The organism is Jannaschia sp. Os4 (assembly GCF_016820245.1).
GTDB lineage: Bacteria > Pseudomonadota > Alphaproteobacteria > Rhodobacterales > Rhodobacteraceae > Jannaschia.
The window spans coordinates 82,676-106,697 of record NZ_JAFCAR010000001.1 but is presented as its reverse complement, the minus strand read 5'-3'; the positions used below and the strand labels follow the sequence as shown (position 1 = coordinate 106,697).

The following is a 24,022-nucleotide window of genomic DNA, read 5'->3' as shown; positions in this document are numbered from 1 at the left end:
CTAGAGCGAGGCGGTGACGCCGCCGTCCACGAAGAGCGTCGTGCCGTTCACGAAGCTCGCCGCGTCGGACGACAGGAAGATGCAGGCGCCGACCAGTTCCTCGACCCGGCCCCAGCGTCCGGCGGGCGTCCGCTTGGCCAGCCATTCGGTGAAGGCGGGGTCGGCCACGAGCGCGGCGTTGAGCGGCGTCTCGAAGTAGCCGGGCGCCAACGCGTTGACCTGCAGCCCGTGCTTGGCCCAGTCGGTCGCCATCCCCTTGGTGAGGTTGGTCACCGCGCCCTTGGAGGCGGTGTAGGGGGCGATGCCGGGTCGGGCGAGGGCGGACTGCACCGACGCGATGTTGACGATCCGCCCCGCGCCCCGCGCGATCATGTGGCGCGCGACCGCTTGGCCCACGTTGAACACGCTGGACACGTTGGTGGTCATCAGCCGCTCGAAGTCCTCGGGCGCGAAGTCCTCCAGCGGGGTGCGGTGCTGCATCCCGGCGTTGTTCACGAGGATGTCGAGCGCCAGCCCCTCGGACTCCAGCCCGTCGACGGCGGCGCGGGCGGCGGCGTGGTCGGTGACGTCGAAGGCGAGCGTGCGGGCGGTCGCGCCGGTCTCGCGCAGGCCGGCGGCGGCCACCTCCAGCTTGGCGGCGTCGCGGCCGTTGAGCACGACCTCGGCCCCCGCCTCGGCAAGGCCCTTGGCCAGCGCCAGTCCGATCCCCTGCGACGAGCCGGTGACCAGCGCGCGGCGGCCCGTGAGGTCGAAGAGCGGATGGGACATGGGCGGGGCTCCGTGGGTCGCTCGGGATATGGCGGCGAAAGGTGAACGAAGGGTTGCCGTCAAGCACCGGCGGGGCTGGACGAGCGGTCGCGCCCGGTGTGGGGTGGGGCGTCCCCGCCGTCAAGGAAGCCCCCCCGATGACCACCGCGCGCGCGCTCGTCCTCCACGCCCCCCGCGACCTCCGGCTGGAGGAGCGCGCCGTCGGCGATCCCGGCCCCGGCGAGGTGCGGGTGCGGATCGAGCGCGGGGGCATCTGCGGGTCGGACCTGCACTACTACCAGCATGGCGGCTTCGGCACGGTGCGCCTGCGGGAGCCGATGATCCTCGGGCACGAGGTGGCGGGCGTGGTCGAGGCGCTGGGGGAGGGGGTGGACGGCCTCTCCGTGGGCGAGCGGGTCGCGGTGTCGCCGTCGCGGCCCTGCCGCGCCTGCGCATACTGCCTCGAGGGGCTGCCGAACCATTGCGAGAACATGCGCTTCTACGGCTCGGCGATGCCGATGCCGCACATCCAAGGGGCGTTCCGCGAGGTGATCGTGGCGGATGCCGCGCAATGCGTGCCGGCGGGCGCGCTCTCGGCCGCGGAGGCGGCGATGGCCGAGCCTTTGGCCGTCTGCCTGCATGCCGGGCGGCAGGCCGGGGACCTGCAGGGCAAGTCGGTGCTGGTGACGGGGCTGGGGCCGATCGGGCAGTTGATGGTGCGCGTGGCGCGTCGGGCGGGGGCGGACCTCGTGGTGGGGACGGACCTCGCCGCGCTGCCCTTGGCGGCGGCGCAGCGGGGCGGGGCGGACGCGACGCTGGACGCGCGCGACGGGGACGCGCTGGCCCCCTACTCGGGCGGCAAGGGGGCGTTCGACGTCCTGTTCGAGTGCTCGGGCGCCGAGGCGGCGCTGCGCGGGGCGATCCCCGCCGTGCGGCCCCGCGGCACCGTCGTGCAGCTGGGGCTGGGCGGCGACATGACCGTGCCGCTGCAGCAGATGACGGCCAAGGAGATCGGGTGGCGCGGGTCGTTCCGCTTCCACCCGGAGTTCGCCACCGGCGTCAGCCTGATGCGCAAGGGGCTGATCGAGACGGCCGACCTCGTGTCCGAGACGGTGGGCGTGGAGGACGCGGTCGCGGGGTTCGAGATGGCGGGTGACCGGGCGCGGGTGGTCAAGGCGCAGATCGCGTTCTGAGCGTCAGTTCAGGTCGATCTCGCGCAGCATCGCGCCGTCGGCGTCGAAGGTCATCACCCGCCCGTCCGCCGTCGTCACGATCCACCAGCCGCGCCCGCGCGTGACCGCCTCGACCGGGGTGCCCGCCGGGATCGCAAGCCCCTCGGGCGCGCGCACCGGCGCGGGCAGGCGCGTCCAGAGGAGCGCCACCACGGCCACGGCGGCGCCGATCATCGTCGCGGTCAGCGCCAGCACGAGCCCCTTGAGGAACCGCAGGTCCGGGGGCAGAGGGTCGGGCGTGTCCGGCATCGTCTCGTTCCTCCTCGGCCCGGAGCCGCCCGCGCGGCTCGACAAGGCGGTCGCGCGCGACGTGCCCGCGGAGGCGCACCTGTCGCGCTCCCGGCTCGCCCGTCTGTTGGGGGAGGGGCGCGTCCGGGTCAACGGGCGCGTGGCGGGGGCGAAGGACCGCGCGGCGGAGGGCGACCGTGTCGAGATCGACGTGCCCGAGGCCGCCACCCCCGACGACCAGCCCGAGGCCATCCCGCTGTCGATCCTGCACGAGGACGACGACCTGCTGGTGGTGGACAAGCCCGCCGGCATGGTCGTCCATCCCGCGCCGGGAACGCCGTCGGGGACGCTGGTCAACGCGCTGCTGCACCATCTGGGCGGGGACCTTTCCGGCGTGGGCGGGGCGCGGCGGCCGGGGATCGTGCACCGGATCGACAAGGACACGTCCGGCCTCCTGGTGGTGGCCAAGTCCGACCGAGCCCACCACGCGCTGGCCGCGCAGTTCGCCGCCCACACCGCCGAGCGCCGCTACCTCGCGCTGTGCTTCGGGGTGCCGGACCCGGCCGATCCGCGCCTGCGCGGGCTGCGCGGCGTGTCGTGGGAGGGGGCCACGCTGAAGGTGGCGACCCATCTCGTGCGGCATCGCACGGACCGGCAGCGGCAGGCGGTGACGTGGGACGCGGGGCGCCACGCCGTGACTCGGGTGGAGGTGGTGGAGGCCTACGGCGCCGCCGCTCTGGTCGCCTGCCGGCTGGAGACGGGGCGGACCCATCAGATCCGGGTGCACCTGCAGTATGCGGGCCATGGGCTGATCGGCGACCCGGTCTATGGCGGCACCCGCCGCCTGCCGTCGTCGCAGCCGGGGGCCGAGGCGGCGCGGGCCTTCCCGCGGCAGGCGCTCCACGCCGAGACCCTTGGCTTCGAGCACCCGGCGGACGGCGCGCGGATGCGGTTTCGCGCGCCGATCCCGGACGACATGGCCACGCTGATGGAACGGCTGAATCCGTCGCGCCGTTGAAAGGGGGACATGTGCGTCCGCGCACGGGGGAGGGGGTTCGCGCGCAGATTGTGCGTAGCGCCCCGGCCCCCCATCCTGCGGGTGCACGATTTAGTGAACCGAACGGTTCGGTTCAGTCTTGAACACCCCATCGGGGGCGCCCACATCCTTCTTCCAAAAGGGGGTGGTCCACGCCCCCGGACCGAGAGGGAGACACGCATTTGGCCAACGCCACGTCATTGCCGGCCCCGTCCCCCGAACAGGGCCTCAACCGCTACCTGCAGGAAATCCGCAAGTTCCCCATGCTGGAGCCGGAGCAGGAATACATGCTCGCCAAGCGCTGGGTCGAGGACGAGGACCGCGACGCGGCCCACCAGCTCGTCACCAGCCACCTGCGCCTCGCCGCCAAGATCGCCATGGGTTATCGCGGCTACGGCCTGCCGCAGGCCGAGGTGATCTCGGAGGCGAACGTCGGCCTGATGCAGGCCGTCAAGAAGTTCGACCCCGAGAAGGGCTTCCGCCTCGCCACCTACGCGATGTGGTGGATCCGCGCCGCGATCCAGGAATACGTCCTGCGCTCGTGGTCGATGGTGAAGCTGGGCACGACGTCCGCGCAGAAGAAGCTGTTCTTCAACCTCCGCAAGGCGAAGAACCGCATCGGCGCGCTGGAGGAGGGCGACCTGCGCCCCGAGAACGTCCAGCGCATCGCCAACGACCTCGGCGTGACCGAGGCCGAGGTGACGTCGATGAACCGCCGCATGTCCGGGGGCGACGCGTCCCTGAACGTTATGGTCGGCTCGGACGGGGACTCGACGACCCAGTGGCAGGACTGGCTGGCCGACGACGACGCGGACCAAGCGGCGGACTATGCCGAGAAGGACGAGTACCAGACCCGGATCGGCTTGATGGCCGAGGCGATGGACGTGCTCAACGACCGCGAGAAGGACATCCTGACCCAGCGGCGCCTGTCCGAGGAGACGGTCACGCTGGAGGACCTGTCGGGCAAGTACGGCGTCTCGCGCGAGCGCATCCGCCAGATCGAGGTTCGCGCCTTCGAGAAGCTGCAGAAGCGCGTGAAGGAACTGGCGCGCGAGAAGGGCGTCGTGAAGGTCACGGCCTGACCGGATCGGCCCATTGCGGGGCCGTCCCGCCGGGATGATCGGACCGAGGAGCAGAGGGCGTGGGCGACCGCGCCCTCTCTTTCATGGTAGGGTGGGGCCGGGAGGATGTGCCGATGACCTACTACATGGGGGCCGTGGCGGCCGTGCCCGAGGCGCGCAAGGCCGAGTTCGTGGCCCATGCCCGCGAGGCATGGGAGGTGATCTTCAAGCCGCTTGGGGCCACGGCGGCGGTCGAGACATGGGGCGACGACGTGCCCGACGGCGAGGTCACGTCGATGCCGATGGCCGTGAAGGCCGAGCCGGGCGAGACGGTCGTCCTCTCGTGGATCGAGTGGCCCGACAAAGCGACCTACGAGGCGGCCAACGCGAGGATGCGGGACCCCGCGTTCGCGGAGGTGATGGCGGGGATGTCCGAGATGCCCTTCGACGGGGCGCGGATGATCTGGGGCGGCTTCGCGCCCGTCATGTCCGAGCGCGCGTGATGGCGGGCGGCTGGGCCAAGGACGGGGCGGTGGGCGAGCAGATCGAGGCGTCGGTGCAGGACGAGCTCGCGCGGATGCGGGCGAAGGCCCGGCCCGCCGGCAAGAGCCTGACCCATTGCGCCGAATGCGAGGAGCCGATCCCCGAGAGCCGCCGCGCGGCGCTGCCGGGGGTGAAGCTGTGCCTCGACTGCGCCTCCGAGCGGGACGTGCGGGCCGCGCCGCGGGCGGGGATCAACCGGCGCGGGTCGAAGGACAGCCAGTTGAAGTAGGGAACGGGCCTCCTGCTCCGCGGTTGGGCGACGATGCTCGCCGACCTGTCGACCGTCTGGCTCTTCCTCGCCTTCGCCGCGGCGGGCGCGGTGATCCTCGTGGTCTCGATCCGCATGACGGCGCTGGCCGACGTGATCGCCGACCGCGCGGGCTGGGGCGAGGCGATCGTGGGCGGCGTCGTCCTCGGCGCGGCCACCTCCCTGTCCGGCCTAGTCGTCTCGGTCTCGTCCGCGTGGACGGGGGACGCGTCCCTCGCCTTCTCCAACGGCGTGGGCGGGATCGCGGCGCAGACCGCCTTCCTCGCCGTGGCGGACCTGACCTACCGCAAGGTGAACCTCGAGCACGCCGCCGCCGAGGTGGCCAACATCTTCCAAGGCATCACGCTCGTCACGCTGCTGACCCTGCCGCTCGTGGCATGGTCGGCGCCCCCCGTCACGGTGCTGGGGCTGCACCCCGTCTCGGCGCTGATGGTCGCCACCTACGCCTACGCGCTGAAGCTGACGGCGGAGGTCCGCGCGCGCCCGATGTGGACGCCCGTCCAGACCGAGGACACCCGCGCCGACGAGCCGGAGGACGCGTCCGAGGCCGACCGGTCGCCGTGGGGGCCCGCGCTGGCCTTCGCGGGTCTCGCCGTCCTCCTCGCGGCCTCGGGGTGGGTGGTGGCGCAGGCCACGTCCGAGACCATCGCGCGGTTCGGCATCTCCTCGACCTTGGGCGGCGCGCTGATGTCCGCCGTGGTGACGTCGCTCCCGGAACTCGTGACCACCATCGCCGCGGTGCGGCGCGGGGCGCTGCAACTGGCGGTCGGCGGCATCATCGGGGGCAACACGTTCGACACGCTGTTCCTCGCCGCCTCGGACGGGGCCTACCGCGAGGGGTCGCTGTTCCATGCGCTGCAGGACGGCGACTTCTTCTGGCTCTCGGTGGGGATCCTGATGACCGCCGTGCTGCTGGCGGGGCAGGTGCGGCGCGAGAAGCGGGGCCCGGCGGGGATCGGGTTCGAGAGCGTCGCGCTCGTGGCGATCTACGGTGGCGCGGTGGCGTGGCAGGCGATCAGCGGCTAGGCCGGGCGCAGGAGGGCGGCGCATGACGATCAGATGGGGCATCCTAGGGGCGTCGGGGTTCGCCCTGTCCGACATGGGGCCCGCGATCCACCTCGCGCGGGGCAGCGCGCTGGTCGCGCTCGCGACCCGCGACCCGGCCAAGGCCGCGCCGTTCGAGGCGCTGGCCCCGGGTCTGCGGGTGCATGGCGCCTACGACGACCTGCTGGCCGACCCGGAGGTGGACGCGGTCTACGTGCCGCTCCCGCACACGATGCACGTCGAGTGGGGCGTCCGCGCGCTGGAGGCGGGCAAGCACGTGCTCGTCGAGAAGCCTGCGGCGATGTCCGCCGGGGCGATCCAGCCGCTGATCGACGCGCGCGACCGCAGCGGGCTGGTGGCGGCGGAGGCCTACATGATCGTGCACCACCCCCAATGGCACCGGGTGCGTGCGCTGCTGGCCGAGGGCGCGGTCGGACGGCTGCGCCACGTCGAGGCGGTGTTCACCTACGACAACTCCGACGATCCGGGGAACATCCGCAACGCGGCCGCGACAGGGGGCGGCGCGCTGCCGGACGTCGGGGTCTACACCTACGGCTCGACGCGGTTCGCGCTCGGGGCGGAGCCGGAGGTGATCCATGCGGACATCGACTGGGAGGCGGGGTGCGACGTGGTCGCGCGCGTCTCGGCGCGCTTCCCGGACGGGGTGTCGGCGCACTGGGTGAACGCGATGCGCATGATCCGGGAGCAGTTCATCCTGTTCCACGGCGACGCCGGGCTGATCCGGATGACGGCGCCCTACAACCCCGGCCGGTTCGGCGAGGCCCGGGTGGAGGTCGTCACCGGATCCCGCACCGTCGTGGAGCGGTGGCCGGACGTGAACCAGTACGTCCTGCAGGTGGAGGCCTTCGCCGCCGCCGTCCGGGGCGAGGCGGCGTTCCCGTGGACCTTGGAGGACGCGCGCGGGACCCAAGCGGTGATCGACGCGGCCTACGCGGCGGCGGGCGGACGGCCCGCCTAGGCCTCCATCGCGGCGACGGGGCCGTCGCTGACCGCCTCCAGCCTGTCGAGGACGGCCTCCTGCGCGGCCGCGGCGGCGGCGGCCACCTGCGCGAGGGTGGTCGACAGCGTCTCGGCGACCTCCGGGTCCAGGTCGTCGCGGGTCACGACCCACGCCGGGTAGGGGAAGGGCGGCGCGTCGGGCACGAGGTGGAGCCGCCCCGCGTCGAGGTCGGCCCGCACGGCCCGCGCGGGCATGTAGGCGGCGGCCCCGCGCGTGGCGATCCAGTCGGCGGCGAGCGTCCCGAGCGAGAAGGCGATCCCCGTGGAGAGGTCGGGCAGCGCGGCATGATGCGCCTCGGCGAACTCGGGCCCCCAGTCGCAGAAGGCGTAGGCCGCGCGGAGGGCCGGGTCATCGGGGCCCTCGAAGGGGGCGGCGGAGACCATCACCAGCTCGTCCTCCAGCACCGGGCGCACCGAGAGGCCGGGGCGCAGCGTGGGGGCGTAGGTCAGGGCGGCCTGAACCTGCCCCTCTGTCAGGAACCGCGTGAGGCGGTCCGGCATCCCCAACTCGGCGCGGATGGCGAGGCCGGGATCCGCCGCCCGCAGCGCGTCGATCCAGCGGAAGCCCAAGCGCGGCCACAGCGAGTACTGCGCGCCGATGGCGACCGCGCGGGCGAAGCCGTCGGGCACGGCGACCTGCTGGCGGGCCTCCTCCCACAGGCGGGTGAGGGACAGGGCGTAGCGCTCGAAGGCCTGCCCAGCGGGGGTGAGCTTGGCACCTGCCTTGGACCGCTCGAAGAGGGGGCGCCCGAGCAGGTCCTCCAGCCGCCGGAGTCGCAGCGAGACGGCCGACTGCGTGACGAAGAGGCGCCCGGAGGCGGCGGAGAGGCTGCCCGTGTCCGAGACGGCGAGGAAGGTTCGAAGGAGGGCAACGTCCATATGGATGTATGAGCTATGCTTGCCATAACAGTCAATATTATTCGTTTTCCATGGACATTCCGAGGAGGCATATGGGGGTCAACGGACGGCGCCCCGCCATCCGACCGAACCGGAAGGACATACGCATGCCCCGCTTCCTCCTGATCGCGACCGCCGCCCTCGCCCTCGGCGCCTGCTCGGCGGGCGACATCGCGAAGAACACCGGCGACGCCGCCGTCGTCACCACCCGCGCCGCCGTGCAGGCGGGCGTAGGCGCCGGCAAGCTGGTCTGGAAGGGCGGCAAGTGGGTCGCCTCCGGCTCCTCCGAATGACCCGATGACCTCCGCGGCGGGCGATGCCTGCGCCCGCCGCGCCCCGCGACCCGCCCCCTGTCCCCCGGCGGAGATGCGACGCACTCGCCCCGGTCCTCGGACCGGGGTCTTTTGCGTCAGCAGGCTAGTCCTTGCGGCGAACGGGATCGCGCAACAGCAGGGGGCAGTGTCGCTTCAGCGCGGCGAGGAGCGGCGCGCCGAACAGGCAGATCGTCTGCTCCCACGGGTGGCCGAGCCAGCCGAAGCGGAGACCTGGGTCGAGGAACAGGTGGTAATCCCCATCGGGGAGCGCAGGGATGGGCCATGGGTCGTCCGGTCGCGCCGCGCTCGGACGAAAGGCGTAGCAGGCGTGCTGCCAGTCGAGCGCCCAGAGTGTACACGCTGGTCCCGCGGCCGCACGGAACGCGGCGAGCGCCTTCGTCTCGAGGTCCGTCAGCACTTGGGTATCAGCTGCGGTAAGCCCCGTCCACGCGGCCTCTATCCCGTAAGTCACGGACGGACGGGGCTCCTCGAAGCCGGGGAAGACGGAGATGCTCGGTCGGAACTTCAGCCGCGCCTAGACCGCGTCCCACGCACGGTCCTCCTCGCGGCGGGGGAGGGGGTCCCAGCCCGGGATCGCCATCATGGGCCCGGGCCGCCGCTCGCTCCATCTCCCCGGAGGGCCATGCTCACCCCATCGCCTCCAGCTCGTCGATGAACCCCTCGATCATCGACAGGCCCTTGTCCCAGAAGGCGGGATCGCTCGCGTCCAGCCCGAAGGGCGCGAGCAGCTCCTTGTGGTGCTTGGACCCGCCCGCGCGGAGCATGTCGAAATACTTCTCCTGGAAGCCCTCGGGCGCGTCCTCGTAGGCGGCGTAGAGTGCGTTCACGAGGCCGTCCCCGAAGGCGTAGGCGTAGACGTAGAAGGGCGAATGCACGAAGTGCGGGATGTAGGCCCAGAAGTGCTCGTAGCCCGGCATGAACTCGAACACCGGCCCGAGGCTCTCGGCCTGCACGGACATCCACAGCGCGTCGATGTCGTCGGGGGTCAGCTCGCCGTCGCGCCGCGCGGCGTGGAGCTTCGACTCGAAGTCGTAGAACGCGATCTGGCGGACGACCGTGTTGATCATGTCCTCCACCTTGCCGGCGAGCATGACCTTGCGCGCCTGATCGTCCGGCGCGCCTTCGAGCATGGCGCGGAAGGTCAGCATCTCGCCGAACACCGAAGCCGTCTCGGCCAGCGTCAGGGGCGTGGAGGAGAGCATCTCGCCCTGTCCGGCCGCCAGCACCTGGTGGACCCCGTGGCCCAGCTCATGGGCCAGCGTCATCACGTCGCGCGGCTTCCCGAGGTAGTTGAGCATCACGTAGGGATGCACGCTCGTGACCGTGGGGTGGGCGAATGCGCCGGGCGCCTTGCCCGGCTTCACGCCCGCGTCGATCCAGCCGTCCTCGAAGAAGGGCTTGGCGATCTCGGCCATGCGCGGGTCGAAGCCCGCATAGGCGTCCATCACCGTCCTGCGCGCCTCGTCCCAGCCGACGGTGCGCGTCTCCTCCATCGGCAGCGGCGCGTTGCGGTCCCAGACCTGCAGGGTGTCGAGCCCCATCCACTTGGCCTTGAGCGCGTAGTAGCGGTGGCTGAGTCGCGGGTAGGCGGCGACCACGGCGTCGCGCAGCGCCTGCACCACCTCGGGCTCGACGTGGTTCGACAGGTGGCGGCCCGCCTGCGGCGAGGGCAGGCCCCGCCAGCGGTCCGTGATCTCCTTCTCCTTGGCCAGCGTGTTGTGGACGCGCGCGAAGGTACGGACGTTCTGCCCGAACACGCGAGCCAGTTCCTTGGCGGCCGCCTCGCGCTTGGACCGGTCCTGCTCGGTCAGCAGGTTGAGCGTGCCCTCGATGTTCAGCGTCTCGCCGTCGACCGTGAACTCCAGCCCCGCGATGGTCTCGTCGAAGAGCTTGTTCCACGCCGACGCGCCCACGACGGAGGTGTCGTGGAGGAACTTCTCCAGCTCGTCCGACAGCTGGTAGGGCGCCATCGCGCGCAGGCGGTCGAGGGCGGGGCGGTAGCGGGCGAGGTCGACGTTGTCGGCGTAGAGCGCCTCCAGCGCGCCTTCGTCGAGGCGGTTGAACTCCAGCCCGAAGAACACCAGCGGCGTCGTGATCGTCGTGATCCGGTCCTGCATGTCCGACATGAACTTGGCGCGGTCGCCGTTCGTCGTCTCCTGGTAGTAGCGCAGGCCCGCGTAGGACATGACCCGGCCCGCGACCTCGTCGATCCTCTCGTTGCGCTGGACCGCACGCAGCATCCCGTCGGCCGACAGGTCCGCCAGCTTGCCCTCGTAGTCGGCGGCGTAGGCGGCGCATTCCCCTTCCAGCCAGTCAAGGTCGCGCTCCAGTTCCGGCGCGTCGGGGGCGGCGTAGAGGTCGGTCAGGTCCCAGACCGGCAGGTCGCCGAGGTCGGCTCCGCCGGACATCTCGGCGTCGAAGGTGCGGGGGTCGCGCATGTCACTCTCCTGGACGGGTCGGACGGAGAGGTATGGGCGCGGCGTCCGCGGGGCAATGCGTCCGGAGCGCGCCGGTCAGCCGGTGACGCAGGCCTCGCCCGTGTCGCGGAAGACCGGCACGTTCTGCGACATGGCGCAGAGCGCGACGAAGCTCCGTCGCCCGATCGCGAGGCAGGTCGTCTGCCCTTGGGCGACTGCGAAGCCGCTTGCGGTGACGCAGTCGCAGTCGCTGCCGGAGCGGGTGACGTCCGGCTCCGCGCGTGCGGGCAGGGCGGCGAGGACGAGGATGGCGAGGGGACGGGCGAGCATGGTCGGTACCTCCGCCCCCCAGCAGAGGGCGGAGGCGGGGGTCCGGTCAAGGGGCCGGGTGTCGCGGCGGGCGGGGCTAGAGCCGTCGCGCCGTGCCCGAGACGCGCACGGATGCGCCCGACGTCCCCGTCACCTCGACCCGCAGGCGGGAGGGCATGCCCATGTCCTCGCCTTGGGCGACGTCGAACGTCCCTCCCTCCACGAGGCCCGGCCACCCGAGATCCACCAGGAGCCCACCGAGCGCCGCCGCCGCCGCCCCGGTCGCAGGGTCCTCCACCACGCTGCCCGCGGCGAAGGCGTTGCGCGCGTCGAATCGCGCCGGGCCGTCCGCGCGGATCAGGGAGACGGTGACGACGTCCATCCGCCGCATGAGGTCGCGGCCCGCCGCGAAATCGTAGGCCATCGCGGCGAGGCGGGCGCAGTCGCGCAGGGCGAGGACGGCGTGGTCCACCCCGCCATGCGCTCGGGACGGGGGGATGCGGGGGTCGAGGTCGTCCGCCGCGAGCGCGAAGAGGTCGAGCAGCGCCTTGGTCTCCCCCGCCTCCAGCGGCGCGGACCGCGTGGGCGGCGAGACGAGCGTGGCGGCCCAGAGGTCGCCCTCGGCGCGGGTCTCGACGGTGATGGCGCCGTCGCGCAGCGACAGGGCGTAGGTGCCCGGCCCGTGAAGTTCCCCCAGCCGCGCCCCAAGCGCGATGGTGGCGTGGCCGCAGAAGGCGACCTCGGCTTCGGGGGCGAAGTAGCGGACGGTCCATCCCTCGCCGTCGGGCGCGGCGAAGACGGTCTCGGAATGGCCGAGGCGGCGCGCGGTGGACTGCATCTCCCCGCGCGGGAGCAGGACCGGGGCGACGAGCACCCCGGCGGGGTTGCCGCCCGTCGGGCCGTCGGAGAAGGCGGCGAACTCGGTGATCTGGGTCATGGCCGGACGGTGGCAGGGCAAATGGTCCGCGTCCAATGCGGATCGTTTATGCGTCGCATCGACCGGAGCGAAGGGGTCAGGCGTCCCGCACGGCCGTCGCCTCGCCCGCCGTCATCTCCCCCTCCGCCCGGTCGAAGCGCAGGTAGGCCAGCGCGCGGTCGCCGGACACCGTGTGGAGGGTGCCGGCCGGGCGCCCGTCCGCCGACAGGATCGGCGTGCCCGGCGCGGCGGGGCCGGACAGGCGGACGCGGGCCAGCCCCTTCCGCAGCTCGGTTTTGTGCTTCATCCGCGCGACGATCTCCTGGCCCACGTAGCAGCCCTTGCGGAAATCGACGCCGCCCAGCCGCTCGAACCCCATCTCGAGGACGAAGGATTCGTTCGGGATCAGCTCGACGCCGGTCTCGGGGATCAGGTGCTCCACCCGCACGGCGTCCCAGTCGGTGCCGTCCTCCGCAGGGGCCGGGGCCGGCCCCCCTGCGCGGACGGGATGGTAGCGCCGCCACCCCATCCCCGGACGCGGATCGCGCAGTGCCCCGCCCTCGGGGGGGGCGCCGAGGCCCCGCTCGACCACGACCGCCTCCGTCGAGAGGCCAACATCGGCGCGCAGCTTGTACATTGTCAGCCGCTGCACGAGCCCCGCCGCGAGGTCGGGGTGCACGTCCAGCCAGATCGCGTCCGGGCGGCGGAGCGTCAGGAAGTCGGCGAGGTACTTGCCTTGCGGCGTCAGCAGCGCGGCGTAGCCCAGCCCCTCGTCCGGGACGTCGCGGGTGAGCAGCCCCTTGAGGAAGGCGTCGCGGTCGGGGCCGGTCACGATGATCAGGGTGCGGTCCATCCGCCCGACATAAGGATGGCTGATGCCGGGGGAAGGGCGGATTGCGCCGCGGCCGGCGCGGGCGTAGCCCCGGGGCGAGCGCAAGGAGGCCCCCGATGGACGATCTCGCCCACACGCATGCCGACGCGGACCTGTCGCGCGGCGCCCACGTCGTCGCGATCCCCGGCCCCTCGATGGTGCCCGACGCGGTGCTGCGCGCCATGCACCGGCCCTCGCCCAACATCTACCAAGGCGAACTGGTCGACCTGACCCATTCGCTGATCCCCGACCTGAAGCGCGTGGCGCGGACCGAGCATCACGCGACGATCTACATCGGCAACGGCCACGCCGCGTGGGAGGCGGGGCTGGTCAACACCCATGCGCGCGGCGACCTCGTGCTGGTGCCGGACACGGGCAACTTCGCGCAGAACTGGGCGGGGACGGCGCGGGGCCTCGGGCTGCGGGTCGAGATGCTGGAGGGCGGGGACGACCGGGCGGCGTTCGATCCGGCGATCATCGGCGCGCGCCTGCGTGACGATGCCGACCACGAGATCCGCTCGGTGCTGATGGTGCACACGGACACCTCCACCTCGCTCAAGGCCGACATGGCCGCCGTGCGCCGCGAGATGGATGCCGCCGGGCACCCCGCGCTGCTGCACGCGGACTGCATCGCGTCCATGGCCTGCGACCGGTTCGAGATGGACGACTGGGGCGTCGACGTCGCGATCACCGGCTGCCAGAAGGGGCTGATGGTCCCGGCGGGGACGTGCTTCGTGTTCTACAACGACCGCGCCGACCGGGCGCGGGAGCGGGCGGACCTCGCCACGCCCTACTGGGACTGGCGGCCGCGGACGAACCCGGAGGTGTACTTCCGCTACTTCAACGGCACAGGCCCGACGCATCACCTCTACGGTCTGCGCGCTGCGCTGGACCTGCTGATGGACGAGGGGATGGAGCGGGTCTGGGCGCGCCACGACCGGCTGGCCGGGGCCGTGTGGGACGCGCTGGACGCGTGGGCGGCGCCGGGCGGGCTGGAGGCCAACGTGCGCGACCGGGCGCACCGGTCGAGCGCGGTGACGACGTTGCGGCTGGACGACGGGCGCGCGACGCGGCTGCGCGAGGCGGCCGAGACGCTGGGCACGACGCTGGGCATCGGCGTCGGCATGGCCCCGCTGGGGACGCCGGAGTGGCACGGCTTCTTCCGCATCGGGCACATGGGCCACCTCGCGGCGCATTCGCTGCTCGGGACTCTCGGCGTGGTCGAGACGGGGCTGAACCGCCTCGGCGTGCCAATGGGCGGCTCCGGGGTGGCGGAGGCGGCGAAGGCGCTATCTTAGCCTCATGTGCAGGTGATCGGCGTCCCCTCGGCGACCATCTCCTCCCATCCGGGACCGAGCGTACGCCGAGCCGACAGCGCATCGCGTGCCCTCGCGCTTCCCGGTGACACGACCTGCACGACCATGCCCTGCGCGTGAATCCCGGACCATCCATCGTAGCCGCTCTGGTCGCCCTCGATCACGAAGAGGTCCTCGCCTCGTCGGATCACTTCGATCGCGGCCGTTCGGAACGCGACGTTCCGCGCGCCCGCTGGGCCGCACGCGGGCGCGGCGGTGGTATCGACCTTGAAGCTCGTCCGCGACAGAGGCTGGACGCTGGTCTGTGCGCAAGCGGCGAGGCCGAGCACACAGAGGGTCGCGAGGGCGATACGGGCGGTCGTCATGATCGGTCTCCGGAAGCTTGTCCCGGCTCGCCTAGACGACGCGATCTTGCCGTTCCGTTAATGGGCGAAGTTTAGTTGCCCGAACCGGTCTCCGCCCCGCCCCCGGTCTCCTCCGCCCCCTCGGCGTCTTCCGCCTCCGCCGGCGCGTCCGGCTCGGCCGGCGCGGCGCCCGCGGGGGTCACCACGGCGCCCTCGCGGACCAGCTCGCCTTGGTCCCACTGACCCTGCTCCACCTGCCCGGCGGCGTAGAACATCGTCCCCGCGCCCTGCCGCCGCCCGGCGGAGAACGACCCCTCGTAGCGGTCGCCGTTGGCGTAGGTGGCCACGCCCTCGCCGTCGATCTCGCCGTCGGTCCAGCCGCCCTCGTAGGTGAAGCCGTCCGCCATGGTGATCTTGCCCTGCCCGTCGCGCTGGCCGCGCTGGAAGCGCCCCTCGTAGACGGTGCCGTCGGCATAGGTCGCGCGGCCCTCGCCATGGCGCAGGCCCTGCGCCCACTCGCCCTCGTAGCGGTAGCCATCGGTGAAGGTCATCGTGCCGACGCCGTGGTTCTGGGCGTTCAGGAACTCCCCCTCGTAGACCAGCCCGTTGGGATACTCGGCCCGGCCCGTGCCTTGGATCACGCCCTCGGCCCATTCGCCCTCGTAGGTCGCGCCGTCCGTGTAGGTGATCTTGCCGACCCCGTGCGCGAGGTCGTCGGCGAAGGCCCCCTCGTAGACCGAGCCGTCCGGATAGCGCACGCGCCCCTCGCCCTCGATCCGGCCCTCGACCCACTGGCCGACGTACTCGTAGCCGTCCTGCCCGGTGAAGGTGCCCGTCCCGTGGCGCCGGTCGTCGAGGAACTCGCCCTCGTAGACGTCGCCCGTGGCGTAGGTCACCTTGCCGGTCCCGTCCCGCCGCCCGTCCACGAGCGTGCCCTCGTAGACGTCGCCGTTGGGCTGGGTGAGCACGCCGGTGCCGTTGATCTGCCCGCCGCGCCACTCGCCCACGTAGGTGAGGCCGTCGGGCATCCGCAGCGTGCCGGTGCCCTCGCGCACGCCGCCGGCCATCTCCCCCTCGTAGGTCGCCCCGTCCGGGTAGGTGATGCGGCCCTCGCCTTCCTTGGCCCCCGCGACCCAGCCGCCCTCGTAGCGGTAGCCGGTGGGCGCCTCCATGACGCCTTGGCCATCGTGCAGCGCGTTGACGAAGGTGCCGGTGTAGCGGACGCCGTTGGCGTAGTCGGCGACGCCCTCGCCCTCGATCCGGCCCTCGACCCACGCGCCCTCGTAGGTGCCGCCGTCGGCGAAGGTGATCTTGCCTTCGCCCTCGGGCTGGCCCGCGGCGAACTGGCCCTCGTAGACCGACCCGTCGGGGAACTCGGCCCGTCCGATCCCTTGGATCTCGCCGTCCGCCCATTCGCCGGTGTAGGTGTAGCCGTTCGGCAGGGTGTAGGTGCCCTCGCCGTGCTGGACCCCGTCGCGGAAGGTGCCCTCGTAGACGCCGCCGTCCTCGTACTGCTTGGTCAGCACCTGCGCCTGCGCCGCGCCGGCGATCAGCGCCGCGACCGCGACGCTCGTGAGCCACTTGGCCATTCGTCCCTCCGTGTCCGGCGTCCCTCCTCCGGGGCGCGGATTTTGGGCGGAGGGTAGGGCGCGCGCGCGCGTCCCGCAACGGGGGCGGCGCTTTCCCTCGCCGGTGTGGCGGGCTAGGTCCGCCGCGACCGCGCCCGGGAGAGACGACATGGACGGCTTCCGCATCACCATCGCCCAGACGAACCCGGTGATGGGGGACCTGTCGGGCAACGCGGAGATGGCCGAGCGGGCATGGGCGGAGGGCCGCGACGCGGGCGCGGCGCTGGTCGCCCTGCCGGAGATGGCGCTGACGGGCTACCAGCCGCAGGACCTCGTGCGGAAGCCCGCCTTCGTGGCCGACGCCCAGCGGCACTTGGCCGCGCTGGCCGAGGCCACCGCCTCCGGCCCCGCGCTGGGCATCGGGTGCCCCGTGTGGCCCGAGGGGGCGGAGAAGCCCTACAACGCGTGGTACGTCCTGCAGGGCGGCGCGGTGGGCGCGGAGATCCGCAAGCACCACCTGCCCAACTACAAGGTCTTCGACGAGAAGCGGCAGTTCGAGCCCGGAGACGTGTCCGGCCCCTACGCGGTGGGCAACGTCCGCATCGGCACGCCGATCTGCGAGGACGCGTGGTTCGACGACGTGACCGAGACCTTGGCCGAGACGGGGGCGGAGATCCTGCTCGTGCCCAACGGCTCGCCCTACTTCCGCGGCAAGCAGGACGTCCGCTACGGCCACATGGTCGCGCGCACCGTCGAGACGGGGTTGCCGCTGGTCTACCTCAACCTCGTGGGCGGGCAGGACGACCAGATCTTCGACGGCGCGTCCTTCGTGCTCAACCCCGGCGGCGAGCTGACCCACCACCTGCCGGCCTTCGAGGCGGCGGTGGCCCATGTCGACTTCGAGCGGACGCCGGACGGCCTGCGCGCCGGCCACGGGACGAAGGCGCCGCAGCCCGAGGGGGCGGGCGCGGACTACCAGGCGATGGTCGTGGGCCTGCGCGATTACATGGGCAAGGCGGGGTTCTCCAAGGCGCTGCTGGGCCTGTCTGGGGGCGTCGATAGCGCGATCGTCGCGGCCATCGCGGCGGACGCGATCGGGCCGGAGAACGTGCGCTGCGTGATGCTGCCCAGCGAGTACACCTCGCCGCATTCCCTCGAGGACGCGGAGCGCACCGCGCGGAACCTCGGCTGCAAGCTCGACACGCTGCCCATCGCCGGCCCCCGCGCCGCCGTCACCGAGGCGCTAGCCGGGTTCTTCGAGGGGCGCGATCCGGACGTGACCGAGGAGAACGTCCAGTCGCGCCTGCGGGGCCTGCTGCTGATGGCGCTGTCGAACAAGTTCGGGGAGATGCTCCTGACGACGGGCAACAAGTCCGAGGTCGCGGTGGGGTACGCCACGATCTACGGGGACATGTCGGGCGGCTACAACCCGGTGAAGGACCTCTACAAGACGCATCTGTTCGAGTGCTGCCGCTGGCGGAATGCCAATCACGTCAACTGGTTCCGCGGCCCGGAGGGCGAGGTCATCCCGCCGCGGGTGATCGACAAGCCGCCCTCGGCGGAGCTGCGGGAGGACCAGAAGGACGAGGACAGCCTGCCGCCCTATCCGGTGCTGGACGACATCCTGATGCGGCTGATCGACGAGGAGCAGTCGGTGGCCGAGATCGTCGCGGCGGGGCACGACCGGGAGACGGTCAAGCACGTGGAGCGGCTGGTCTACCTGAGCGAGTACAAGCGGTTCCAGTCGGCGCCGGGGGCGCGGCTGACGCAGCGGGCGTTCTGGCTGGACCGGCGCTATCCGATCGTGAACCGGTGGCGCGACCCGTCCTGAGGGACGCCGAGCGTGCCCGCGTCAACCCCTCCGGGCCACCGTTCGCAGGGGGCGCTCCCCGTACATACGGCGTACATATGCCGTACATACCGCGTGCATACGCGCGTCGGACGGACCTCGTGCATCTCGTCTACGGGAGTCGCCGCAAATCGGAGGGAGTCGGATCGTCGGATGACGATCCGCGCGCGCCGTCAGAACATCATGCAGTCCGTGCCCGGCGGCAGCGGGGCCGCGCCCTCGGGCAGGGTGGGGACGTAGTCGAAGGACACGATCTCGGCGCCCGCGTCGAAGGCGACGAAGAGCTGGCCGGAGCCGGGGCGGATCGCGATGCCCTCGGGGTCGTCGCCGAACTCCCACATTGGCGCGCGGGCGAGGAAGCGGCCCTCGGCGTCGAACTCGTAGAGGCTGTTGGTGCCCTCGCGGTCGTCCACGATCAGCAGGTGGCCGGTGCGGGTGTCGATGGCGATGCCCTGCGCCTCGGTCAGCGGCGGGTCGAGGGCGAGCGTGCCGATGCGGCGGTCCAGCGTGCCGTCGGGGCGGAACCACGTGAGGCGCTCGGGGTCGTCCTCGACCGTGACGAGGAGGCCGTCGGCATCGACGGCGATGCCCTCGGTGTCGGCCCAGCCGCCGTCGAGGGCGAAGGGCTCGGCCAGCGGCGTGCCGTCCTTGGAGATGCGTTGCAGCTTGCCGTAGCCGTCGCCGACGATCAGCGCGTCGCCCTCGATGGCGATGGCCTTGATGCGGGAGAGGTCCGAGGAGACGCGGCGCAGCTCCTCGCCCTCCAAGGTGACGAGGATGGCCTCGGGGCCCTCGTTGGCGATCCAGAGGCCGCAGAAGGTGGGGTCGTAGTCCAAGCTCGCGGGGCGGTCCAAATCGTAGCGGGCGGTCTCCGTCAGCTCCAGCGCCGGGGCAGGGGCGGCGAGCAGGGCGAGGGCGAGGGCGAGGCGCATGGAGGGAGGATGGCGTGGCGGCGCGTCCGGGTCGATGGGGTCGGGCGCCGCATGGGGCGGCGGGAGCGCGTCGCAGGGCCGTGGCGCGGCGATGCCACGTCGGAGGGGGGCGGTTTATCCATCACCCCCGCACGAAGGCTCGACGTTGCGCCAGCGGTGAAGGATCGCCGGGCCGGGGGACGGCCCGGCGATGCGCGGGCCGCTGCGCGGCCGTATCGCGCGGGTGCGTGGATCGGAGGTTAGGGGGATGGTGGGCATGGTGATGCCCACCCTACGAGAGATCGCACGGGGCGGAGGGCGGCATTTCCTTAGGGAAGGAAATGCCCGGCGGACTCGCCGGGGGGCCGCCGTCGCCTAGGTCGGGAACGATGACACGTTCCCTCGTCCTCGGCGCCTCCGGCGGGATCGGCGCGGCGCTGGCTGCGCGGCTGGGCCGGGAGGGGGATGTCGTGGGGCTGTCGCGGTCGGGCGACGGGCTGGACGTGACCGACGCGGAGGCCGTGGACCGGGTGCTGGGCGCGCTGGACCCGGCCTTCGACGTGGTGATGGTGGCGACCGGCATCCTCGCGCCCGAGGGCCACGCGCCGGAGAAGGCGCTGGACGCGATCGACGCCAATGCGATGGCCCGGACCTTCGCCGTCAACGCCATCGGCCCCGCGCTGGTGCTGCGCCACATGCCGCGTCTGCTGGCCCCCGGCGGGCGGGTCGGTGTGCTGACGGCGCGTGTGGGCAGCATCGGGGACAACCGGATGGGCGGCTGGTATTCCTACCGCGCGGCCAAGGCCGCCGCGAACCAGGTGGTGCGGACGGCCAGCGTCGAGTTGGCGCGCCGGGTGAAGGGGTCGGTGGTGGCCGCGCTCCACCCCGGCACGGTCGAGACGCCGTTCACCGAAGGATACAAGGCGAAGAAGCTGTCGCCGGAGGAGAGCGCGGACCGGCTGATCGGCGTGCTGCTCGGTCTGGAGGAGACGGGCGTGTTCCGGGACTGGAAGGGCGAGGCGGTGGAATGGTGAGGCGGCTGGTGCTCGTGCTGGGGGACCAGCTGTCGGACGACCTGTCGGCGCTGCGGGAGGGGTCGAAGGAGACCGACGTGGTGGTGATGGCCGAGGTGCGGGCCGAGACGGACTACGTCGCGCACCATCCCAAGAAGATCGCGTTCCTCTTCGCCGCCATGCGCAAGCATGCCGAGCGGCTGCGCGCGGACGGGTGGGAGGTGCGATACACCAAGCTGGACGACCCGGAGAACACCCATTCCATCCCAGGCGAGCTGCTGCGCGCGGCCGACGCGACGGGCGCCACGGAGGCCATCGGCACGGAGCCGGGCGAGTTCCGCCTGATCGCCGCCTTGGAGGACGGGCCGCTTCCGACCCATCTGTTCCCGGACGACCGGTTCCTGTGCTCCCACGCCGAGTTCGAGGCATGGGCCGAGGGGCGCAAGGAACTGCGGATGGAGTGGTTCTACCGCGAGATGCGGCGGAAGACCGGGCTCCTGATGGACGCCGACGGCAAGCCCGAGGGGGACCGCTGGAACTACGACCACGACAACCGCAAGCCCGCGCCGGACGACGTGTCGGACGCCTCCGCCCCGATGCGGTTCACGCCGGACGAGACGGTGGAGGAGGTGCTGGCGCTGGTGAAGGCGCAGTTCGGGAACCGCTACGGGTCGCTCGACGACTTCTGGCTGGGGACCGAGCCGGGGCAGGCGCGACGCGCGCTGGCCCACTGGGTGAAGCACAACCTGCCCAAGTTCGGCGACTTCCAGGACGCGATGGTGACGGGCGAGCCGTATCTCTACCACGCGGTGCTGAGCATCTACATGAACGCGGGGCTGCTCGGGTGGCGGGAGGTCTGCGAGGCGGCCGTGGAGGCGTATCGACGGGGCGAGGCGCCGATCAACGCGGTCGAGGGGTTCGTGCGCCAGATCATTGGCTGGCGGGAGTACATCCGGGGCGTCTACTTCCTGGAGGGGCCCAACTATCCGCAGCGGAACGAACTGGGCCACGACCGCAACCTCCCGGAGTTCTGGTGGACCGGCGAGACGGACATGCGCTGCGTCCACGAGGCGGTGCGCGCCACGATGGACAACGCCTATGCCCACCACATCCAGCGGCTGATGGTGACGGGCAACTTCGGGCTGCTGGCGGGGCTGGACCCGCAGCAGGTGAGCGAGTGGTACCTGATCGTCTATGCGGACGCCTACGAGTGGGTGGAGGCGCCCAACGTGGTCGGCATGAGCCAGTTCGCGGACGGGGGCGTGGTGGCGTCCAAGCCCTACGTGTCGAGCGGCGCCTACATCGACCGCATGTCGGACCACTGCCAGCACTGCGCCTACTCGGTGAAGACCAAGGTCGGGAAGGGGGCGTGCCCGTTCAACCTGCTCTACTGGCACTTCCTGAACCGGCACCGCGCGCGGTTCGAGGACAACCCGCGCATGGGGAACATGTACCGGACGTGGGACCGGATGGACGCGGCCCGGCGGGACGCGGTGATCGCCGACGCGGAGGCGTGGCTGGCGCGGATGGAGGCGGGCGAGCGGGTCTGAGCGCCACCCGAAACGGGGCGCGACATCGTCCCGCCGCCACCCCGTCCCCGTCACACTTCCGCCCCGCGCGGCCCCGAGGGTCGCGGTCGACCCATTGACGGAGCCGACCATGCGCCTCCCCCAGATCAAGATGCCGGGCCTGCCCCGTCCCGCCCTCCCGCCCTTCATGGCCCGCGTCGCGCGCGCCGGGGGCGTGCGGATCCACGGGCTCGCCACCGACGAGGCGGGCGCGATGCCCGCCCGCGCCGACGACCTCCGCGGCAGCGGATCGTGGGCCAACGAGTGGGTGCCCCTCGCCCGCGCCGCCGGCCTGTCCCCGCCGACCGAGTCGCCGATGGACGGCGACCCGCGCCACCCGGTGCGCCCCCGCGCCGCCGTGCCCGCGCCGGCCCCCGCGCCCGCGCCGGTCGCGCCGCTCACCAGCCGCGCGCTGATGGACGCCCCGCTGCTGCGCCTGCACGGGTTCCTGCAGGACCGCATCGAGGAGGAGGCCCCGCTCTGTGGCGTGCACGCCAAGGTGTCGCTCTCGGCCTTCGTGATCCCCTCGGAGGGCCGCGCGCCGGAGATCGCGGACCTGTCGGTCGACCTCCTGATTGTGGACGGGGACGGCACGCCCCGCATGGCGCTGCTGCGGCGCAACACCCGCTCGGCGCAGGCCGAGGCGACGATCGAGAACGCGCTGGAGGAGGTGGGCGTGCCCGTCCACTGGCTGCGGGCGCGGGTCGCCCCGCACAAGCTCTGGAGCCACATGCGCGCGCATCTGCCCGACGCCTGAGGCGCGCGGGGCTTCACAGCCTCGCGCGGGGCCGCTAGACCGGCCCCATGATCCGTCTGGACCTCCTTCTTAGCCTCCGCTGAGCGTGGCCGAACCGGCGCCACACGCTCGGACGGGTAGGGCGCCGGAGGGACCAGACAGGACACACCCCAAATGACCACCGACACGAAGCCGCGCGTGCGCATCTTCGACACCACCCTGCGCGACGGCGAGCAGTCGCCCGGCGCCACCATGACACACGAGGAGAAGCTGGAGATCGCCGCGCTGCTCGACGAGATGGGCGTGGACATCATCGAGGCGGGCTTCCCCATCGCCTCGGAGGGGGACTTCGCCGCCGTATCCGAGATCGCGCGCCAGACCAAGGACGCCACCGTCTGCGGGCTGGCCCGCGCGAACCTCAAGGACATCGACCGCTGCTGGGAGGCGGTGCGCCACGCCGCGTCCCCGCGCATCCACACCTTCATCGGCACCAGCCCGCTGCACCGCGCCATCCCGGACCTGACCATGGACGAGATGGCCGACCGCATCCACGAGACGGTCACCCATGCCCGCAACCTGTGCGACGACGTGCAGTGGTCGCCGATGGACGCCACGCGGACCGAGTGGGACTACCTCGCGCGGGTGGTGCGGATCGCCATCGCCGCGGGCGCCAGCACGATCAACATCCCCGACACGGTGGGCTACACCGCGCCGCGCGAGAGCGCGGACCTGATCCGGCGCCTGATCGCGGAGGTCGAGGGCGCGGAGGACGTGGTTTTCGCCACGCACTGCCACAACGACCTCGGCATGGCGACGGCCAACGCGCTCGCCGCCGTCGAGGGGGGCGCGCGCCAGATCGAGTGCACGATCAACGGCTTGGGCGAGCGGGCGGGCAACACCGCGCTCGAGGAGGTGGTGATGGCGCTGCGGGTGCGTGGCGACATCATGCCCTACGAGACCGGGGTGGACCCGTCGAAGATCATGGCGATCTCGCGCCGGGTCTCGGCCGTGTCGGGCTTCGCGGTGCAGCCCAACAAGGCGATCGTGGGCAAGAACGCCTTCGCCCACGAGAGCGGCATCCACCAGGATGGGATGCTGAAGAACCGCGAGAACTTCGAGATCATGCGCCCCGAGGACATCGGCCTGTCGGGCACCTCGCTGCCCTTGGGCAAGCATTCGGGGCGCGCCGCGCTGCGGGCCAAGCTGGAGAGCTTGGGCTACGCGGTCGAGGACAACCAGCTGATGGACGTCTTCGTGCGGTTCAAGGCGCTGGCCGACCGCAAGAAGGAGGTGCTGGACGACGACCTCGTCGCGCTGATGCAGTCCGAGGAGCGCAGCCAGCAGGACACCATCCGGCTGGAGCACCTGCGCGTGGTCTGCGGCACGGACGGCCCCGCCGAGGCGGAGCTGCGCCTGTCGGTGGACGGCACGTCCAAGCAGGCGAAGGCGTCGGGCGACGGCCCCGTCGACGCTGCGTTCAACGCGGTCAAGGCGCTGATCGACCACCGCGCGCGGCTGCAGCTCTACCAGGTGGCCGCCGTCACCGAGGGGACGGACGCGCAGGCGACCGTGACCGTGCGGATGGAGGAGGAGGGGCGCATCGTGACCGGCGCCTCCGCCGACACCGACACGGTGACCGCCTCCGCCAAGGCCTACGTCAACGCGCTGAACCGCCTGATGGTGCGGCGCGGCAAGGCGGGCGGCGACCGGGCCGAGGTGTCCTACAAGGACGCGGGCTGACGCCGCCCCGAACCGGGCGTTAACGATCGGCGTGGCACGTCCGTGCCAAGCCG

Annotated in this window: 25 protein-coding genes; 14 read left to right on the top strand and 11 right to left on the bottom strand. The window is 72.2% G+C overall.

The features are described from left to right. On the bottom strand, positions 1 to 768 hold the full coding sequence (locus JQC91_RS00565) for an SDR family oxidoreductase (protein WP_203284831.1): 768 nt from the start codon (positions 766 to 768) through the stop codon (positions 1 to 3). A 137-nt stretch (positions 769 to 905) separates the two neighbouring features. Between JQC91_RS00565 and JQC91_RS00560 the strand changes: the two genes are divergently transcribed. After that, on the top strand, positions 906 to 1,940 hold the full coding sequence (locus tag JQC91_RS00560; RefSeq protein ID WP_203284830.1) for an L-idonate 5-dehydrogenase: 1,035 nt from the start codon (positions 906 to 908) through the stop codon (positions 1,938 to 1,940). 3 nt (positions 1,941 to 1,943) lie between these two features. On the opposite strand, the gene JQC91_RS00555 is transcribed toward JQC91_RS00560, so the two are convergent. Continuing rightward, entirely contained in the window at positions 1,944 to 2,228 is a 285-nt protein-coding gene (locus JQC91_RS00555; protein WP_203284829.1) for a DUF6476 family protein, read from the bottom strand. Here JQC91_RS00555 and JQC91_RS00550 point away from each other — a divergent pair. The 6 genes from JQC91_RS00550 to JQC91_RS00525 all read left to right on the top strand — a co-directional run bounded on the left by JQC91_RS00550 (position 2,218) and on the right by JQC91_RS00525 (position 7,138). Further along, a complete protein-coding gene (locus JQC91_RS00550; RefSeq protein ID WP_203284828.1) occupies positions 2,218 to 3,225 on the top strand; it encodes an RluA family pseudouridine synthase in 1,008 nt (335 codons plus the stop codon). The genes JQC91_RS00555 and JQC91_RS00550 overlap by 11 nt on opposite strands. 200 nt (positions 3,226 to 3,425) lie before the next feature. Continuing rightward, positions 3,426 to 4,325 carry an RNA polymerase sigma factor RpoH gene (gene rpoH, locus JQC91_RS00545; protein ID WP_203284827.1) on the top strand — a complete coding sequence of 300 codons (900 nt, stop codon included), beginning with the start codon at positions 3,426 to 3,428 and terminating at the stop codon, positions 4,323 to 4,325. Positions 4,326 to 4,438: 113 nt separating this feature from the next. Continuing rightward, the gene (locus tag JQC91_RS00540; protein ID WP_203284826.1) at positions 4,439 to 4,807 is read left to right on the top strand and encodes a DUF1428 domain-containing protein; all 369 of its coding nucleotides are present in this window, start codon (positions 4,439 to 4,441) and stop codon (positions 4,805 to 4,807) included. Then, a complete protein-coding gene (locus JQC91_RS00535; RefSeq protein WP_203284825.1) occupies positions 4,807 to 5,076 on the top strand; it encodes a DksA/TraR family C4-type zinc finger protein in 270 nt (89 codons plus the stop codon). Before JQC91_RS00540 ends, JQC91_RS00535 begins: the two co-directional genes overlap by 1 nt. A gap of 33 nt (positions 5,077 to 5,109) precedes the next feature. Continuing rightward, entirely contained in the window at positions 5,110 to 6,141 is a 1,032-nt protein-coding gene (locus tag JQC91_RS00530; protein ID WP_203284824.1) for a sodium:calcium antiporter, read from the top strand. Positions 6,142 to 6,163: 22 nt separating this feature from the next. Then, positions 6,164 to 7,138 carry a Gfo/Idh/MocA family oxidoreductase gene (locus tag JQC91_RS00525; RefSeq protein WP_203284823.1) on the top strand — a complete coding sequence of 325 codons (975 nt, stop codon included), beginning with the start codon at positions 6,164 to 6,166 and terminating at the stop codon, positions 7,136 to 7,138. Here the strand turns inward: JQC91_RS00525 and JQC91_RS00520 are convergent. Further along, positions 7,135 to 8,058, bottom strand: coding sequence for a LysR family transcriptional regulator (locus tag JQC91_RS00520; protein ID WP_203284822.1), 924 nt, complete (start codon positions 8,056 to 8,058; stop codon positions 7,135 to 7,137). The genes JQC91_RS00525 and JQC91_RS00520 overlap by 4 nt on opposite strands. 125 nt (positions 8,059 to 8,183) lie before the next feature. Between JQC91_RS00520 and JQC91_RS00515 the strand changes: the two genes are divergently transcribed. Continuing rightward, complete coding sequence (locus JQC91_RS00515) at positions 8,184 to 8,369, top strand: hypothetical protein (RefSeq protein WP_203284821.1); 186 nt, start codon at positions 8,184 to 8,186, stop codon at positions 8,367 to 8,369. 124 nt (positions 8,370 to 8,493) lie between these two features. On the opposite strand, the gene JQC91_RS00510 is transcribed toward JQC91_RS00515, so the two are convergent. The 5 genes from JQC91_RS00510 to JQC91_RS00490 form a co-directional block, all read right to left on the bottom strand. Beyond that, complete coding sequence (locus tag JQC91_RS00510; RefSeq protein WP_203285480.1) at positions 8,494 to 8,919, bottom strand: DUF2716 domain-containing protein; 426 nt, start codon at positions 8,917 to 8,919, stop codon at positions 8,494 to 8,496. Positions 8,920 to 9,037: 118 nt separating this feature from the next. Continuing rightward, the gene (locus tag JQC91_RS00505; protein WP_203284820.1) at positions 9,038 to 10,849 is read right to left on the bottom strand and encodes a M3 family oligoendopeptidase; all 1,812 of its coding nucleotides are present in this window, start codon (positions 10,847 to 10,849) and stop codon (positions 9,038 to 9,040) included. A gap of 75 nt (positions 10,850 to 10,924) precedes the next feature. Next, positions 10,925 to 11,158, bottom strand: coding sequence for a hypothetical protein (locus JQC91_RS00500; protein ID WP_203284819.1), 234 nt, complete (start codon positions 11,156 to 11,158; stop codon positions 10,925 to 10,927). A 76-nt stretch (positions 11,159 to 11,234) separates the two neighbouring features. Next, complete coding sequence (locus JQC91_RS00495) at positions 11,235 to 12,074, bottom strand: PhzF family phenazine biosynthesis isomerase (RefSeq protein WP_203284818.1); 840 nt, start codon at positions 12,072 to 12,074, stop codon at positions 11,235 to 11,237. Positions 12,075 to 12,150: 76 nt separating this feature from the next. Then, positions 12,151 to 12,906, bottom strand: a complete 756-nt coding sequence (locus JQC91_RS00490) for a folate-binding protein YgfZ (protein ID WP_203284817.1) — start codon at positions 12,904 to 12,906, stop codon at positions 12,151 to 12,153. Positions 12,907 to 13,001: 95 nt separating this feature from the next. On the opposite strand from JQC91_RS00490, the gene JQC91_RS00485 reads away from it, so the two are divergent. After that, a complete protein-coding gene (locus JQC91_RS00485; protein WP_203284816.1) occupies positions 13,002 to 14,222 on the top strand; it encodes an aminotransferase class V-fold PLP-dependent enzyme in 1,221 nt (406 codons plus the stop codon). Positions 14,223 to 14,224: 2 nt separating this feature from the next. On the opposite strand, the gene JQC91_RS00480 is transcribed toward JQC91_RS00485, so the two are convergent. Together JQC91_RS00480 and JQC91_RS00475 are read right to left on the bottom strand one after the other, a co-directional pair. After that, positions 14,225 to 14,605 carry a hypothetical protein gene (locus JQC91_RS00480; protein WP_203284815.1) on the bottom strand — a complete coding sequence of 127 codons (381 nt, stop codon included), beginning with the start codon at positions 14,603 to 14,605 and terminating at the stop codon, positions 14,225 to 14,227. A 71-nt stretch (positions 14,606 to 14,676) separates the two neighbouring features. Then, positions 14,677 to 16,173 carry a 2-isopropylmalate synthase gene (locus tag JQC91_RS00475; protein ID WP_203284814.1) on the bottom strand — a complete coding sequence of 499 codons (1,497 nt, stop codon included), beginning with the start codon at positions 16,171 to 16,173 and terminating at the stop codon, positions 14,677 to 14,679. A gap of 148 nt (positions 16,174 to 16,321) precedes the next feature. Here JQC91_RS00475 and JQC91_RS00470 point away from each other — a divergent pair, with 148 nt between their 5' ends. Continuing rightward, on the top strand, positions 16,322 to 17,983 hold the full coding sequence (locus tag JQC91_RS00470; RefSeq protein ID WP_203284813.1) for an NAD+ synthase: 1,662 nt from the start codon (positions 16,322 to 16,324) through the stop codon (positions 17,981 to 17,983). A gap of 191 nt (positions 17,984 to 18,174) precedes the next feature. Here JQC91_RS00470 and JQC91_RS00465 read toward each other — a convergent pair whose 3' ends face one another. Next, positions 18,175 to 18,933: a hypothetical protein gene (locus JQC91_RS00465; protein WP_203284812.1), complete on the bottom strand. Its 759-nt coding sequence runs from the start codon at positions 18,931 to 18,933 to the stop codon at positions 18,175 to 18,177. Positions 18,934 to 19,301: 368 nt separating this feature from the next. Here JQC91_RS00465 and JQC91_RS00460 point away from each other — a divergent pair, with 368 nt between their 5' ends. From JQC91_RS00460 to JQC91_RS00445, 4 genes are all read left to right on the top strand, one after another. Then, complete coding sequence (locus JQC91_RS00460; RefSeq protein WP_203284811.1) at positions 19,302 to 19,946, top strand: SDR family oxidoreductase; 645 nt, start codon at positions 19,302 to 19,304, stop codon at positions 19,944 to 19,946. After that, positions 19,940 to 21,475 (top strand): cryptochrome/photolyase family protein, encoded by a 1,536-nt coding sequence (locus JQC91_RS00455; protein ID WP_203284810.1) that lies wholly within the window; start codon positions 19,940 to 19,942, stop codon positions 21,473 to 21,475. The genes JQC91_RS00460 and JQC91_RS00455 overlap by 7 nt, the downstream gene beginning before the upstream one ends. A gap of 109 nt (positions 21,476 to 21,584) precedes the next feature. Further along, positions 21,585 to 22,250, top strand: a complete 666-nt coding sequence (locus tag JQC91_RS00450; RefSeq protein ID WP_203284809.1) for a hypothetical protein — start codon at positions 21,585 to 21,587, stop codon at positions 22,248 to 22,250. 153 nt (positions 22,251 to 22,403) lie between these two features. Further along, positions 22,404 to 23,969: a 2-isopropylmalate synthase gene (locus JQC91_RS00445; protein WP_203284808.1), complete on the top strand. Its 1,566-nt coding sequence runs from the start codon at positions 22,404 to 22,406 to the stop codon at positions 23,967 to 23,969. Positions 23,970 to 24,022: the final 53 nt, after the last annotated feature.

Bases quoted from the DNA above. Each gene is read 5' to 3' on its own strand.
- JQC91_RS00565 (WP_203284831.1), bottom strand. From the start codon at position 768: ATGTCCCATCCGCTCTTCGACCTCACGGGCCGCCGCGCGCTGGTCACC.
- JQC91_RS00560 (WP_203284830.1), top strand. From the start codon at position 906: ATGACCACCGCGCGCGCGCTCGTCCTCCACGCCCCCCGCGACCTCCGG.
- JQC91_RS00555 (WP_203284829.1), bottom strand. From the start codon at position 2,228: ATGCCGGACACGCCCGACCCTCTGCCCCCGGACCTGCGGTTCCTCAAG.
- JQC91_RS00540 (WP_203284826.1), top strand. From the start codon at position 4,439: ATGACCTACTACATGGGGGCCGTGGCGGCCGTGCCCGAGGCGCGCAAG.
- JQC91_RS00535 (WP_203284825.1), top strand. From the start codon at position 4,807: ATGGCGGGCGGCTGGGCCAAGGACGGGGCGGTGGGCGAGCAGATCGAG.
- JQC91_RS00530 (WP_203284824.1), top strand. From the start codon at position 5,110: ATGCTCGCCGACCTGTCGACCGTCTGGCTCTTCCTCGCCTTCGCCGCG.
- JQC91_RS00525 (WP_203284823.1), top strand. From the start codon at position 6,164: ATGACGATCAGATGGGGCATCCTAGGGGCGTCGGGGTTCGCCCTGTCC.
- JQC91_RS00520 (WP_203284822.1), bottom strand. From the start codon at position 8,058: ATGGACGTTGCCCTCCTTCGAACCTTCCTCGCCGTCTCGGACACGGGC.
- JQC91_RS00515 (WP_203284821.1), top strand. From the start codon at position 8,184: ATGCCCCGCTTCCTCCTGATCGCGACCGCCGCCCTCGCCCTCGGCGCC.
- JQC91_RS00505 (WP_203284820.1), bottom strand. From the start codon at position 10,849: ATGCGCGACCCCCGCACCTTCGACGCCGAGATGTCCGGCGGAGCCGAC.
- JQC91_RS00500 (WP_203284819.1), bottom strand. From the start codon at position 11,158: ATGCTCGCCCGTCCCCTCGCCATCCTCGTCCTCGCCGCCCTGCCCGCA.
- JQC91_RS00495 (WP_203284818.1), bottom strand. From the start codon at position 12,074: ATGACCCAGATCACCGAGTTCGCCGCCTTCTCCGACGGCCCGACGGGC.
- JQC91_RS00490 (WP_203284817.1), bottom strand. From the start codon at position 12,906: ATGGACCGCACCCTGATCATCGTGACCGGCCCCGACCGCGACGCCTTC.
- JQC91_RS00485 (WP_203284816.1), top strand. From the start codon at position 13,002: ATGGACGATCTCGCCCACACGCATGCCGACGCGGACCTGTCGCGCGGC.
- JQC91_RS00480 (WP_203284815.1), bottom strand. From the start codon at position 14,605: ATGACGACCGCCCGTATCGCCCTCGCGACCCTCTGTGTGCTCGGCCTC.
- JQC91_RS00475 (WP_203284814.1), bottom strand. From the start codon at position 16,173: ATGGCCAAGTGGCTCACGAGCGTCGCGGTCGCGGCGCTGATCGCCGGC.
- JQC91_RS00470 (WP_203284813.1), top strand. From the start codon at position 16,322: ATGGACGGCTTCCGCATCACCATCGCCCAGACGAACCCGGTGATGGGG.
- JQC91_RS00465 (WP_203284812.1), bottom strand. From the start codon at position 18,933: ATGCGCCTCGCCCTCGCCCTCGCCCTGCTCGCCGCCCCTGCCCCGGCG.
- JQC91_RS00460 (WP_203284811.1), top strand. From the start codon at position 19,302: ATGACACGTTCCCTCGTCCTCGGCGCCTCCGGCGGGATCGGCGCGGCG.
- JQC91_RS00455 (WP_203284810.1), top strand. From the start codon at position 19,940: ATGGTGAGGCGGCTGGTGCTCGTGCTGGGGGACCAGCTGTCGGACGAC.
- JQC91_RS00450 (WP_203284809.1), top strand. From the start codon at position 21,585: ATGCGCCTCCCCCAGATCAAGATGCCGGGCCTGCCCCGTCCCGCCCTC.
- JQC91_RS00445 (WP_203284808.1), top strand. From the start codon at position 22,404: ATGACCACCGACACGAAGCCGCGCGTGCGCATCTTCGACACCACCCTG.